The sequence below is a fragment of the Enterobacter cloacae complex sp. 342H5 genome (genome assembly GCF_050030905.1).
GTDB classification, from domain to species: Bacteria; Pseudomonadota; Gammaproteobacteria; order Enterobacterales; family Enterobacteriaceae; genus Enterobacter; species Enterobacter intestinihominis.
On sequence record NZ_JBLGVB010000001.1, the window covers coordinates 2,756,673 to 2,770,928 of the forward strand.

11 protein-coding genes and 1 pseudogene are annotated in these 14,256 nt (G+C 58.9%); all 12 read right to left on the reverse strand.

What is annotated here, in order from left to right; translation table 11 throughout:
- Window positions 1-20 precede the first annotated feature (20 nt).
- On the reverse strand, window positions 21-413 hold the full coding sequence (gene flhE / locus ACQG03_RS13190; RefSeq protein ID WP_063162934.1) for a flagellar protein FlhE: 393 nt from the start codon (window positions 411-413) through the stop codon (window positions 21-23).
- Window positions 413-2,491: a flagellar biosynthesis protein FlhA gene (flhA, locus tag ACQG03_RS13195; protein WP_003859723.1), complete on the reverse strand. Its 2,079-nt coding sequence runs from the start codon at window positions 2,489-2,491 to the stop codon at window positions 413-415. The genes flhE and flhA overlap by 1 nt, the downstream gene beginning before the upstream one ends.
- On the reverse strand, window positions 2,484-3,632 hold the full coding sequence (gene flhB, locus ACQG03_RS13200) for a flagellar biosynthesis protein FlhB (RefSeq protein ID WP_022648500.1): 1,149 nt from the start codon (window positions 3,630-3,632) through the stop codon (window positions 2,484-2,486). Before flhB ends, flhA begins: the two co-directional genes overlap by 8 nt.
- Window positions 3,633-3,781: 149 nt before the next feature.
- Window positions 3,782-4,426 carry a protein phosphatase CheZ gene (gene cheZ, locus ACQG03_RS13205; protein ID WP_022648501.1) on the reverse strand — a complete coding sequence of 215 codons (645 nt, stop codon included), beginning with the start codon at window positions 4,424-4,426 and terminating at the stop codon, window positions 3,782-3,784.
- A gap of 10 nt (window positions 4,427-4,436) precedes the next feature.
- On the reverse strand, window positions 4,437-4,826 hold the full coding sequence (gene cheY / locus ACQG03_RS13210; protein WP_000763862.1) for a chemotaxis response regulator CheY: 390 nt from the start codon (window positions 4,824-4,826) through the stop codon (window positions 4,437-4,439).
- A gap of 17 nt (window positions 4,827-4,843) precedes the next feature.
- Window positions 4,844-5,893 (reverse strand): protein-glutamate methylesterase/protein-glutamine glutaminase, encoded by a 1,050-nt coding sequence (locus ACQG03_RS13215; protein WP_014884341.1) that lies wholly within the window; start codon window positions 5,891-5,893, stop codon window positions 4,844-4,846.
- Window positions 5,890-6,756, reverse strand: a complete 867-nt coding sequence (cheR, locus tag ACQG03_RS13220; protein WP_017384409.1) for a protein-glutamate O-methyltransferase CheR — start codon at window positions 6,754-6,756, stop codon at window positions 5,890-5,892. The genes ACQG03_RS13215 and cheR overlap by 4 nt, the downstream gene beginning before the upstream one ends.
- A 19-nt stretch (window positions 6,757-6,775) precedes the next feature.
- The gene (tap, locus tag ACQG03_RS13225) at window positions 6,776-8,377 is read right to left on the reverse strand and encodes a methyl-accepting chemotaxis protein IV (protein ID WP_023300455.1); all 1,602 of its coding nucleotides are present in this window, start codon (window positions 8,375-8,377) and stop codon (window positions 6,776-6,778) included.
- 44 nt (window positions 8,378-8,421) lie between these two features.
- A pseudogene (gene tar, locus ACQG03_RS13230) lies at window positions 8,422-10,079 on the reverse strand (methyl-accepting chemotaxis protein II).
- An 86-nt stretch (window positions 10,080-10,165) separates the two neighbouring features.
- Window positions 10,166-11,128: a Csu type fimbrial protein gene (locus ACQG03_RS13235; RefSeq protein ID WP_023300457.1), complete on the reverse strand. Its 963-nt coding sequence runs from the start codon at window positions 11,126-11,128 to the stop codon at window positions 10,166-10,168.
- Window positions 11,125-13,509 (reverse strand): fimbria/pilus outer membrane usher protein, encoded by a 2,385-nt coding sequence (locus ACQG03_RS13240; protein ID WP_023300458.1) that lies wholly within the window; start codon window positions 13,507-13,509, stop codon window positions 11,125-11,127. The genes ACQG03_RS13235 and ACQG03_RS13240 overlap by 4 nt, the downstream gene beginning before the upstream one ends.
- Complete coding sequence (locus tag ACQG03_RS13245) at window positions 13,485-14,246, reverse strand: fimbrial biogenesis chaperone (RefSeq protein ID WP_023306493.1); 762 nt, start codon at window positions 14,244-14,246, stop codon at window positions 13,485-13,487. Before ACQG03_RS13245 ends, ACQG03_RS13240 begins: the two co-directional genes overlap by 25 nt.
- Between the last annotated feature and the right edge of the window lie 10 nt (window positions 14,247-14,256).

Here is a 14,256-nt window from a genome sequence, read left to right on the forward strand (position 1 = left end):
ACTGGCGAAAAGGCGGGCAGTTAGCGGTAGTTGACGAGCACCTCGTTGCGCTGAACCTTCAGCGCCGGGATCAGACGTCCACCGCCTGGCACTTCCCAGATAAAGCGTAAAGGTTCCTGAGCAGACACCCCGTTGAAGGCCTGGGTGATGCCACTTTGGCCCTCGATTTCCGCGCAGCGGGTCAGCGAGCACAGCCGCACCCGCAACCCGGCCGGTGTGGGTCCCGTCAGGGTGTAATTCCAGACCACCAGCGTCATCTGCCCGGAGACGGGCTCAGAGGCTGACAGCGGACGGGAGGAGATCGACTCCCCCCGATGGTAGAGCGTTAAGCCGATACTGCTGGCCTGCCATGCCCCCTCGCCTGCGGCCTGCACCGCCAGCGGGAAAAATAAGATCCACAGCCACTTACGCATTATTTCCCTCCTATGGTCGCCGTCATGCGAATATTGCGGTTATCGGACAGCTCCATATTCGACAGCACCACCAGCTGGTTCAGGCTCCGGCGCAGGAAGCGCGACAGCAACGGACGCAGCGCATGATTCACCAGCAGCACCGGCGGCGCGCCCAACATCTCCTGACGCGCCAGCGCCTCCTGGGTTTGCGCCAGCAATCTGTCCGCCAGACCCGGCTCCAGCCCGCCACCGCCCTGTAGGGCCTGAAGCAGCAGACGTTCCAGCGGCGTGTCCAGGCCAATCACCTGCACTTCGCCGGTTCCCGGGAACCATTGCTGGGTTATGGCGCGCCCGAGCGCCACGCGCACCACCGCCGTCAGCTCATGTGGATCGCTCTGGAGCGGCGCATGCTCGGCCAGTGTTTCCAGAATGGTGCGCATATCGCGGATCGGCACCTTCTCATCGAGCAGATTTTGCAGCACTTTGTGCAGGGTGGTTAAGGTCAGCACGCCCGGCACCAAATCTTCGGTCAGCTTCGGCATTTCCTGCGTTACGCGGTCAAGCAGCTGCTGCGCCTCCTGACGTCCAAACAGTTCCGCGGAGAACTGGCCAATCAGATGGTTGAGGTGCGTCGCGACCACGGTACTGGCCTCAACAACCGTGTAACCCTGGATCTGCGCCTGCTCTTTCAGGGCGCTCTCAATCCAGATGGCCGCCAGACCAAAGGCCGGGTCGGTCGTCTGCTCACCCGGCAACGTGCCAGCGGCAGTGCCAGGGTTAATCGCCAGCCAGCGGCCAGGGTACGCATCACCGCTGCCGATTTCCACCCCTTTCATCAGGATGCGGTAGCGTGCGGGCGGGAGATCCATATTGTCCCGGATATGCACCACCGGCGGCAGGAAGCCCATGTCCTGGGCGAATTTTTTACGAATGCTGCGGATACGGCCAAGCAGTTCGCCATCCTGCTGGAAATCCACCATCGGGATCAGGCGGTACCCCACTTCCATCCCCAGCGAATCTTCGAGCTGAACGTCGTTCCAGGTGGCTTCCACCGCCTGGGTGTTCTCAGGCATTTTGACCGGCGCTGGCTCTGCCTTAGGCTGAGTTTCGCGGCCACGCATCCACCAGGCAAGGCCCAGCAGCGCGGCAGTGAACAGCAGGAATACCAGGTTTGGCATGCCCGGCACCATACCGAGCAGGCCCAGTACCGCCGCGGAGAGCAGCATAACGCGCGGGTTGCTGAACAACTGCCCCACCATCTGCTCGCCTACATCCTGATCGGTGCTGACCCGGGTCACAATCACCCCCGCCGCGGTGGAGATCACCAGTGCCGGGATCTGCGCCACCAGACCATCACCAATGGTCAGCAGCGTATAGCTTTCCGCTGCGTGGCCCATGTCCATGCCGTGTTGCAGCACGCCGACCAGCAGGCCGCCGACGACGTTAATCACCATGATCAGAATGCCCGCGATGGCGTCACCGCGCACAAACTTACTCGCGCCGTCCATGGAGCCGTAGAAATCTGCCTCCTGGGTCACTTCGGCACGGCGTTTTTTTGCTTCATCTTCCGCAATCAGCCCGGCATTCAGGTCGGCGTCGATTGCCATCTGCTTGCCCGGCATCCCGTCGAGCACGAAGCGCGCGCCCACTTCTGCGATACGCCCCGCCCCTTTAGTGATAACCATGAAGTTGATAATCACCAGAATGACGAACACCACGATACCGATGGCGAAGTTGCCGCCCACCAGGAAGTGACCGAAGGCTTCGACCACCTTGCCCGCCGCCGCCGCGCCGGTGTGCCCTTCCATCAGGATGATACGCGTGGAGGCAACGTTCAGCGCGAGGCGCAGCAGCGTGGTGAACAGCAGGATCGTTGGAAACGCGGCGAACTCCAGCGTGCGCTGGGTGAACATCGCCACCAGCAGCACCATGATGGACAACGCAATGTTGAAGGTGAAAAGCAGGTCGAGGATAAATGCCGGTAACGGCAGCACCATCATCGACAGAATTAGCAGGATCAGAATCGGTCCGGCAAGGATCTGCCATTGCGTCGATTTCAGGTTGCCGGGCAGGCGCAACATTGCCACCAGATTAGCCATCAGTGTCCTTCTCGTTCAAAAAATCCAGTGCTTCAGGCACCGGAAGGTTCTCAGGTTTTACAGGTCGTTGACCGCCCGCTAAACGCCAGCGTTTCAGTTGCCACACCCAGGCCAGCACCTCTGCGACAGCGGCGTAGAGCTGGCCCGGGATCTGTTGTCCAATTTCCGCGTGGCGATACAGCGCACGGGCTAATGGCGGTGCTTCAAGGATCGGTACGCGGTTTTCCGTCGCGATTTCACGAATGCGCAGCGCAATCAGCCCGGCCCCTTTCGCCACTACTTTCGGTGCGCTCATTTTGTTTTCGTCGTACTGAAGCGCCACGGAGTAGTGGGTCGGGTTAGTGACAATCACATCGGCTTTCGGCACATCTTCCATCATGCGACGACGCGCGGCAGCACGTTGCATCTGGCGGATACGGCCCTTGACGTGCGGGTCGCCTTCCATCTGTTTATATTCATCGCGAATATCCTGACGCGACATTCGCAGCTTCTTGATATGGGAAAAGATCTGGAAGATAACGTCGAACGCCACCATCGGAATAATGCTGAGAACCACCAGCAGCGAGCCTAATCCGACCAGGTTCAGGGCATTCTTCATCGCCGTCATGGGGGATTCACTGATCAGACGCATCATCTCCGGCCAGTGGTGCCACAGAAAAAACCCGGCAGCACTGCCCATAAGAAGCGATTTCAGGATCGCTTTAAGAAGCTCAGCCCCGGTTTGAGCTGAAAACATTTTCGCAATACCGGGTAGCGGGTTGAGCTTGGAGAATTTCGGTTGCAGCGATTTACCGCTGAACACCAGGCCACCGAGCATGACCGGCGAAACAAGAGCCACGATGACCACCCCGGCAATCAACGGCAGCAGAGCGATCATGGCGCTTTTAACCAGGTTGATGATCTGAATGAGGATCAGATTGGGGTCATTGACCATGCTGTGATCAAAACGTAAGCCAGCAGAGAGCATTCCCGCCAGTCTGCGGGCAAGCATCTCCCCGCCCCACCAGATTATGCAGACGCCCACCACCAGGATCAGCAGGGAGGTCAGCTCTCGGGATCGGGGGATCTGCCCATCCTCACGGGCTTTTTCAAGTCGGTGGGGTGTGGGGGCTTCTGTTTTGTCGTCGTTCTCTTCTGCCACTGTGCCTGCTCGCAGCCCATTAATTCACGGGTATCATGCCAGCGCAGAGAAAATCCAATGGCGGGAAAAGCCCGTTTATTCGGGCTCTTTTCGCTGTTTTTGTTCTGAACCACCTCAGGCCGCGTTCACAGCCTGAGGCAGAAGGGCAATCAGAAACCAAGACTGTCCAGCAGATCGTCCACCTGATCCTGGCTTGCCACCACGCCCGCTTTGCTGGTGTCAAGCTGTGGACCATTGAGCAGGCTTTCATTCTCGCGTTTCGGTCGGGCAGCCGGTTCCGGAATATTTTCCAGCAGCACCATCAACAGCTGACGTTCAATCTCCTGAATCACATCCATCATGCGCTTGATCACCTGGCCGGTGAGGTCCTGGAAATCCTGCGCCATCATGATGTCCAGCAGTTGCGCATTGGTGAAGCTGGTGTGCCCTGGCACATCGCCCAGGAACTGACGGGTGTCCGTTACCAGTTCGCGGGCATCCGCCAGCTCAATGGGGTTCTCAAACCACTCATCCCAGCGTTGGGTCAGCGCTTTCGCCCCCTTCTCCATCGCATCCTGGTGCGGCTGTGACGCCTCAACGCTGTTCAGCGCTCGCTCGGCCGCCTGCGCGGTCATCTGCACCACGTAGTCCAGACGGTCGCGCGCGTCGGGGATGGCTTCCGCCGCTTCGGCGATAGCCTGGTCCAGCCCCAGCTCACGGAGGCTGTCGCGCAGCATGCGGGTCAGGCTACCAATACGGGCAATAATGTCGCTCGGCGAATGTTCTTCAACGGGTTTCATAGCAGGTTGCAACATTTCCATCACCTCACATGCCGAGTTTCTCGAAGATCTTCCCGAGCTTCTCTTCCAGAGTCGCCGCGGTGAATGGCTTCACCACGTAGCCACTTGCGCCCGCCTGTGCAGCGGCAATAATGTTCTCTTTCTTCGCTTCTGCGGTCACCATCAGCACCGGCAGAGAGGCCATGCCTGCATCCGCGCGGATGGTTTTCAGCAGTTCGAGACCGTCCATGTTCGGCATGTTCCAGTCGGAAATCACAAAACCAAACCCGCCAGCCTGGAGTTTGTTCAGCGCATCCACCCCGTCTTCTGCTTCTTCAACGTTGTTGAAGCCTAGCTCTTTTAGCAGGTTGCGCACAATGCGACGCATGGTGGAAAAGTCATCCACAACCAAAAACTTAAGCTCTTTATCCGCCATAAAATAATACTCCTGAGTCAAATACGTATTGCCTGTCCGGCACTGATTTTCGCCAGCATCTGCTGGCTTACCTGGCTAAGATCGACCACTTCGCTTACGCCACCCATATTGATGGCCTCGCGCGGCATGCCGAACACCACACAACTTGCTTCATTCTGCGCAATCGTCCAGGCGCCAGCCTGGTGCATCGCGAGCATTCCGGCGGCGCCGTCGTTGCCCATCCCCGTCAGGATCACCCCCACGGCGTTGCGCCCCGCATGTTTCGCCACCGAATGAAACAGCACATCCACCGACGGACGGTGCCGGTTAACCGGCGGCCCGTCATGAATTTTGATTTGATAGTTCGCCCCGCTGCGCGCCAGCTCCATATGTTTGTCACCCGGGGCGATATACGCGTGACCTGGCAGCACGCGCTCGCCGTCTTCCGCCTCTTTCACGCTGATCTGGCACAGCTTATTCAGGCGCTCCGCGAATGAGCGGGTAAACCCCGGCGGCATATGTTGCGTAATCAGGATACCCGGGCTTGAGAGCGGCAATGGCTGGAGTACATGGCGAATTGCCTCTGTTCCTCCGGTTGACGCCCCAATGACCAGCAGTTTTTCCGAGCTGAGTAACGGTCCGGCCTTCAGGGTTGCCGGCGCGGCCATCGGCTTGTGGGCCGCCAGTTTTGCGCGCGACGCGGTACGGATTTTCTCGGCGATCATCTCGCTGTACGCCAGCATCCCCTCGCGAATGCCGAGCTGCGGCTTGGTGACAAAATCCACCGCCCCCAGCTCCAGCGCGCGCAGGGTGATTTCTGAACCTTTACCGGTCAGAGATGACACCATCACCACCGGCATCGGGCGCAGGCGCATTAATTTTTCCAGGAAATCGATGCCATCCATGCGTGGCATTTCGACATCCAGCGTCAGCACGTCGGGGTTATATTTTTTGATTAAATCCCGCGCGACCAGCGGATCGGGCGCTGTTGCCACCATCTCCATATCGCTGTGGCTATTGATGATTTCGGTCATGATCTGACGCATCAGCGCAGAATCATCGACAGACAATACCCTGATTTTACTCATGCTTTTTCCTTACTCAGCGCATAAACCGTTTGCCCACGCAGGCTAAACTCACGCACGAGGTTGCTGAAGTTTTCCGAGTGCCCGGCAAACAGTAAACCGTCAGGCTTGAGCAACGGAACAAAGCGACGCAGAATGTCCTGTTGCGTCGTTTTATCAAAATAGATCATCACGTTACGGCAAAAAATGGCGTCGAATGGCCCCGGCACGTTGTACTGCTTATCCAGTAAATTAACGGGAGCAAATTCCACGCAGTTCGCCAGCTCCTGGCGTACGCGCACCAGTCCTTCATGCGGGCCGGTACCGCGCATGAAGTAACGCTGTAGCTGCTGAGGAGACAGCGTTTTTAGTTCATCCTGGCGATAAACGCCGTTACGGGCTTTTTCCAGCACTTCGGTGTCGATGTCGCTGGCGTACACTTTCCAGCGGCCCGGCGCCATTCCCAGGGTGTCTGCAAGGGTGATGGCCAGCGAGTACGGCTCTTCCCCGGTAGAGGCTGCCGCGCTCCAGACGCGATACTCTCCGCTACGGCGACGGGCGTGTTCCGCCAGCACCGGGAAGTGATGCGCCTCGCGGAAAAACGCGGTCAGGTTGGTGGTTAATGAGTTGATAAATGCCTGCCATTCGGCGCTGTTCTGGTTCGCTTCGAGCATGCTCAGATAGCGGCCAAAATCATCCAGCCCCAGCGTGCGCAAGCGCCGCACCAGCCGGTTGTAGACCATGTCTCGCTTATGGTCCGCAAGCACGATCCCCGCACGCTGGTAGATTAACTGACATATCCGACGAAAATGCGCGTCGGACAGCGCGAGGCGCTGTGTCATCTGCAACAATAATGACGTTTGCCCTGAGGGCATGGGTGATGTCATAGCGCCTTCTCAATCACATTCAGGATACAACGGGCACGGCCTGTGACCGTCCGACTTCTGTTACTGCTTCAACGTGCTCTTTCACATTAAATACGGCGACCAACCCGGTAAGGTGATCCGCCTGGTTTGCCAGCTGATCGGTAGCCGCCGCCGCCTCTTCCACCAGTGAGGCGTTCTGCTGCGTAACCTGATCCATCTGTGTAACGGCCTGCGCCACCTGCTCAATACCACGGCGTTGTTCATCAGACGCCGAGGCAATCTCGCCCATAATGTCGTTAACCCGCGTCACGGAGGTGACAATCTCGTGCATGGTCTGCGCGGCGGTATCCACCAGCGCGGAGCCCTGCTGAACGCGGGAGACCGACTCTTCTATCAGCCCTTTGATCTCTTTCGCCGCGTTGGCGCTGCGACTGGCGAGGTTTCGGACTTCACCGGCAACCACCGCGAACCCGCGCCCCTGCTCTCCGGCACGCGCCGCTTCAACGGCCGCGTTCAGCGCCAGAATATTGGTCTGGAACGCGATACCGTCGATGACGCTGATAATGTCGCCAATTTTCTGCGAGCTGGCGGCAATCTGCTGCATCGTGCTGGCGACGTGAGAAGCCTGGTCGCCCCCACGTTTCGCCGTCATCGCCGCCTGTTTTGACAAGTCGGACGCCTGACGCGCGTTATCGGCGTTCTGGCTTACCGTCGCGGTCAGTTGCTCCATGCTGGCCGCCGTCTGCGCCAGCGATGCCGCCTGCTGTTCGGTGCGGGATGAGAGGTCGTTATTGCCTGCCGCAATCTCGGAGATCCCGGTATGCATGGCGTAACTGCCCTGACGAACGTTGCTTACCGTTTCCCGCAGCGAACTCTGCATCGCCTTCAGGCTGGCGAAAATCGCTGATATTTCATTCCTGCCATACACGGCCACCGGACGCGCCAGGTCGCCCTTCGCCATACTGTCGAAGTGGCTGCTGACGATCGCCAGCGGCTGGACGATCATTTTGCGCGACCACCACAGCGAGCCGCCGGTCAGCAGGGCGGCCAGGATCACCATGGTCAGGAAAATCACCCCTGACATGCGGTAGCTGGTACGGCTGTCCGCACCGGCACGCGCCACAAACTGGTTAATATCCTGCTGCCATGCGTTAAAGCTGTCGTCAAATGCCGCCTGAGACGCCTGCACCGGCGCGGTCAGGAAGTCAGAAAGCTGGTTGTTCTCCAGCCACGTCGCCTGATGGTCGAGATCGCCGTACCACACATCAAAGTTCTTTTTCATGGCGACTTTCAGCGTTTTCTCTTTCTCACTCACCGCCTCCTGCGCCGTAAACGTCTTAAACTGCGCGTCGGCCTGCTTCAGGCTGCTGCGGGCCACGACCATCAGCGCCTTAATATCATCCGGCGGATAGCTCAGCGCGGTTAACGTCCCTGCTTTGTTCAGCGCAGTGCTTGCCTGTAACAGCACGGCACGCGTTTGTGCCAGTGCGGAGCGCTGCTGATTACTCGTCTCAACTTCCTGCAAATTCTGATAGCCATCGCGAAACGCCCAGAAAGACAACCCGTTACTGCCAACCTGCAAAACCCCACACAGGATCAGAATCAAAAACAGTGTGGTCGAGATACGAATACGATTTAACATCCACGCTCCCATCAAGCGGCAAGCAGCCGCGGTTTAATTGTCAGTCAAAATGTTTCCCAGTTTTCATCTTGTCCGGTCACCGCTGCGCGCGTAGGTGTTGTCACGGGCGCCGGGGTTGCTTCGCTGTACGCCGACCGCGAGCTGACCGTATTTGTTGTTTTTGAAGTAAGACGGAACGCCGAGACGGCCATTTTCAGGCGGCTCGCCTGATCCTCAAGCGCAGCGGCCGCGGCAGCGGACTCCTGCACCAGGGCGGCGTTTTGCTGCGTCACACGATCCATTTCCGATACCGCCAGAGCGACCTGGTCAATACCACGACTCTGCTCATCCGATGCAGAGGCGATTTCACCCATGATGTCCGTCACGCGCGTCACGGCATTCACGATGTCATTCATGGTTTCACCCGCACTTTCCACCAGCACCGAGCCGGTATCCACGCGTGAAACAGAGTCTTCAATCAGGGCTTTGATCTCTTTCGCCGCATTGGCGCTGCGGCTGGCGAGGTTACGTACTTCGCCAGCGACCACGGCAAACCCACGTCCCTGCTCGCCCGCACGCGCCGCTTCAACGGCCGCGTTCAGCGCGAGAATGTTGGTCTGGAAGGCAATGCCGTCGATAACGCTGATGATATCGGCGATTTTCTTCGAGCTGTCGGCAATGTCATGCATGGTTTTCACCACGCCGTCGACCACCCGACCGCCGCGCTGGGCGGTGTCGGACGCGCTTTCTGCAAGCTGCGACGCCTGACGGGCGTTGTCGGCATTCTGCTTCACGGTCGCGGTGAGCTGCTCCATGCTTGCCGCCGTCTCTTCCAGAGCGGACGCCTGCTGTTCGGTACGGGACGAGAGATCGTTGTTGCCCATCGCGATTTCACTCGTGCCGGTATAGATGGCATCCGCCCCCTCGCGCACGTTGGCGACGGTATCAATCAGCGAACGCTGCATATGGTCGCCAGCTCGGTGATCTCGTTGCGACCAGAAACGGTCAGCGTTTTCGTGAGATCGCCCCGGCCAATATCGCGGATATGGGCAATGACGCGGCCAAGCGGATTAAGAAGGATATGACGAATGCCGTACCACACGGCCACCAGCACGATGACCAGCGCGAGGGCGAGCACCGCCATCTGCCATTTCGCGAAACGGTAGTCGTTCTGGCTTTGCGTAAAGGCGGAGTGATAAAGCTCGCCGCTGGCTTTGGCGTACTCGCCGAGCGCCGCGCCGAGTGCGTTCTGCATGCCCTGGGTCGGCTGCGCGAAATAGGCGTCCATATTGCCCTTCTCCAGGAACTGCACCAGCTCCGTGAGGCCGGCGAAGTAGGCCTGATATTTTTCATCTATGTTCGCGCTCGCCTGCGCCATTGCGGGCTGAGGGGCGATTTTTTTGAAGGCCTCGTAATGTTTCGCCGCGTCTGCCAGGGTGGCGCGCGCATTCTTCAGCAGTTCCGTTTTTGCGCTGCTCTGCTGGTTGTTCGGATCCATCATCATGCGGGCAGACGAGCGGCTCAGATTGATACGCGTCTGCAACATCAGATCCCAGGTTGTGGTCAGTTCGCTTTGCTGCATCCGCAAATCGTTCGAGGCCGCGAAGCTGTCCTGGTTCTGTTTTAACGAGGAGAAAAAGAGGCCGCCAGAAATAAGCTGAAGAAGTGCGAAAATGACCAGCACCATCATAAGCATTGTGACAACGCGGATACGGTTCAACATACAACACCTTCTCATCGATTGATTAACGGTGTTATCGGCAGGGGCCACGGGAACTTTACATTTGCGAAAGGGAAAAGCGCGGGGAGTCAGAACGCGACGTCAACGATCAGCGTGTCGGTGTAGGTTCCGGCAGGCGGCGTGGCCTGGCTGGTCAGGACCTTAGCGCTGTAGTTATAGGTGCGTAAAAGCCCGTCGGTACTGACCTGGGATGAGCTGGCGCTGGCCCAGCGCTCGCTGCCACTGCCGCCCCAGCGGTTGCTGGTCGCCTCTTTATAGATGTCGTAACTCATAAAATTGCTGCCGCTAACCATACGACGAACGTTGTTCAGGGCGTTTGCTCCATTATTAATGCCTATGGTGTAGGTGCTGCCCTTGGTGCAGGTGACGGCGATCGACTGCGAAACGGTGGGAAAATTTTGCACCAGCGGCGCGCTGTTAAAATTCACGTCCGGCGTGGTCATCGTGCTGCAATCGTTGGTGACGGTCATGTTGAGGAGAATGGAGGTAGTTGCCGTGCCGGTTTGCGGGGTCAGGCATAGCCCGCCCGCGCCAACGGCGCACACGTTGTAGTTGATGCTGAACGTTAACAACACCTGGTACGGCCCGGCCGTGACGTTCTGCCCCGGCACAGTACGGAAATAAAGCGGAATGTTGTAGCGCCTTGACCCCAGCAGCCCGAGCAGGGTGTTGCCATTCCAGGTATAGGTTTTGCTGATTTGTACTTCACTGTTTCCGCCGCAGCCAGTGGCACCGCACAGGCGCGTGGGGATAACGTCCGCGATGGCCGCATTATCGGTACGCTTCATGGTGGCGCGGCTGTTGGCGGCTATCGACGCCGAGGTGTAGGTCAGCGTCACCGAGTCGTTGGTTAGCAGGTTGAGAACAGTATCGCAGGACACCACCAGCGTGCCGGTGGTTTGCACCTCCCCCGTACTGCTCAGGGCGAATGAGGTGACGCTGCCAAACGAGGCGTTCACCGTACTGACGGTGCAGGCCGCCCAGCCGCTGCCCGAGAACAGCAGCAGTATGGCTATCAACAGGCGTTTCACGGCGCCTCCCGGCAGGTCAGCGGACCGTAGGTTTGCAGCTTATGCTCGGGATTTGCGCCCACGTTCAACGTTGCGATACAGCGTTTACCGTCCGGGGTGATGACCTCCAGAGGATTCACATCGTTGAGGTTTTCCAGCCAGGCGAGGCCGTCGTAGCCAACAACCGCGCTACTGCGGGACGCGCGTTTGACCTGGCTTCCCACCGGGATCGCATTGCCCTGCGCGTCATGCAGGATCACGCTGGCAACCCGCTCCTGCTCCATCGGGAAATCCACCAGATAACCGTTATGCCGACGAATCGCCACCCGACGCTCGGTCTCTTTCAGCCGGGTATCCGCAGGTAAGTTTAGGGTATCAATGCGGTAGCTCGCCGGGTAATAGGCGGAAACGCCGCTGACCAGCAGATAACCTTTGTTATTGGTTTTACCAACCGGCTGGTTCTCGTAGCTGACGGGTACGTCCGGATGTCCGTCGGTGCTGATCACCACAAACGCATCGTTGATTTTGTTCGCCGCAAACAGCTCACCGTCCATCAGGACGACAGAGCCCATCGCCTCGCCCCACCAGGTCATCATCCCCTTCTCACCGTAGCCGCCGCCCTGAAGCTCAACATTGTTGTTCCGCCAGCCGAGCGTGGCCTGTTGATAGTTACTCGACCGCGACTGGTTGGCCCAGGCCATGTTCCAGCTAAAGCCGCCGTCAGACGGCATCGAGTGGTTGTAGTTAATGCGTTGAGTGCTGCCTGCGTCAGGCGTGTTTTCAAAGGTAACGGCGGCGCTGTCACGTTCGCCCAGAGGGACCTGCAACGACAGCGCAACCGTCCAGTCATCCCGCTGCTGGTCACGGCTGGCCGCCAGGTAAATACTGCTTGAGCGCCACAGATTTCGGCTCCAGGAGAGGTTGAGCAGCTCGGTTTTCCGGCTGTCAAAACTCTCCACGCCGATCCACGCCGCACCGATATTGCCGTAATCACCGAGGTTAAAGGTTAAGGAGTACTGGTCGGTATTGCGGCTCAGGCTGGCAACGGGGTTATCATATTCATCATAAACGGTGGGCTGATCGTACAGGGCGAGGTTGCCGAAGCCGCGGTCGCGTCGGGTATGCTGGGTCGCTACGCTAAACTCGCTGGTGCTGTACTGATAGCCCCAGTTCATCTGGCCCCCTTCGTCGCCGCGCATCCGGCTTTGGGTATAAGACGTGTTCACCACGCCAAAACGCCCGAGCTTCAGCACCGTGCCCGCGCCGCCGAGCGCCAGCGACTCCGCCCCTTCCGCATGCCCCTCCAGCGTCAGCCAGTCGGTCACCCCGTAGCGATACGATCCGCTGCCCGCCGCCGGGCCATAGTCAAAATTCTCTATACCGTAGTTGCGCCGCAGGCTGCCCAGCGTCACGGCGCCGTCGCTTAACCCCTGCTTCAGCAGATCGCTGCTGACATAAAACGGCAGCGTGGTGCTCACCTGACGTCCCAGCGCGTCGGTGGTGACCAGTACCGCATCCCCTGCGCCGTTGATGTACGGCAGATTAGTGAGGGTAAACGGCCCCGGCTGAAGGCGGGTGGAGCCGGAACGGTAGCCATTAATAAAGAGATCGACCGAGGTCGGGACGGCCGCCTCACCGGAAAACGCCGGCAGCGGCCAGGTCACCAGATCCGGACGCAGGGAGAAGTCGCGCCCGTAGCTGATCCCGCCCATCCGCACGCTGGTGCTCCAGCTCAGCGCATCGCTGATGACGTCCCCGACGGTCCAGGTGGTGGCATCCTCCTCGTTGGTGATCAGCAGGGTTGAGTCATAGCGCACGTATCCTTCCTGCTGCCCGCTGCTTCCGGCGAAATTCTGTCGGGCGTACCCTGTCGAAGAAAACGAATAGTCTTCGTTGAAATAGCGGAACTCATGCCACACCGACGCCTGGCCGCCCGTGTGTTCGGTATGGTTGGTATAAACGTCGTAGTTGAGCAGCGCGCCCCGGCCATAATGCGGCTTGCTTTGCGCGCTCTGACCGCTAAACGACGTGATCCGCGCCGCAACCCAGTCCCGGGGGACCGTCAGCATGAGCCGCTGGGCGCTGCTGTCATACTCTACGCGTACCGATGAGAGCGTTGAAAGGTTCACCTCTCCGGCAGGCACATGCTCCTGCGGCAGTCCGGCACGAAGCAAATCCGCTCCTGAAATAAACCAGGCGCCCTCGCGCTGCGTCACCGGCACCACCAGACCCGTGTCATAGTGGTTCAGCACCAGGGCGAGCTGGAATACAGCTTCGCCGTTCATCGTCCGCGCGTCCGGCGGCGGCGGTAAACTGTCGTCGCCGGTTTCGGCAAATGCGCTGGTACTGACGCAAAGCAGGATCATCATCGCCGGTTTCAGTTGACGGGCGTCGATTGCCATTGTGTATCCCTGGCATTAATTTGCGCGCTCATCCGATTCGGCTGATAAATCCCTGCCGGAAGCGGCCAGCTTCGGGTGCTGCCTGGCAGCACATAACCCAGCAGCCCCTCGGCAACCGTGCGTTTTTGCCCGCCCTGCTCAACCGCAACCTGGCTGAGCCTGACGTGAACGTTCCCCTGATTGCGGACCTCAAGCGCGGGTTTCCCCTCCTCCTGAATGACCCGCCAGTTGAGCTGATGAGTGTTCGCCAGCGCGTGATGCTCTCCCTCGTTGAGGGTGGGGATCCCCTGTCCATAAACAAATAAGGGAATGGAATAGCGCATTTGCAGTTTGAGGCCCATAGACGGTTCCGCTTTGGCATCCGGCTGGGGAATCTCATCCACAATGATGCGGTAGGCTTGCTCGACGCCGGACGGGATCGTCCCCTGCTTAATCAGGCGAATAAGCTGTTTACTGCCCTTAGCGATAGTCACGATCGGCGGGCTGGCGACCACATCCTGCTGGGCGGTGTAACGCTCATATCCGCCCTCCTGTTTCCAGCGCACAATGCGTATCTGCATTGTCGTGGCGCTGTTGCCCTGATTTTGGATCCACAATTCAGTTGCTCTGGCGTCTGCCGAAAGCCACGGATCGATAGGCCAAAGAAGAATGGTTGCGGCTGCTTGCGCCTTAACCGCTGTAAGGGCCGTTATCCCCAACAGACTCAACAGGCCTGACCGCCTGAAAAATGGCTTCATCAATGCTCTC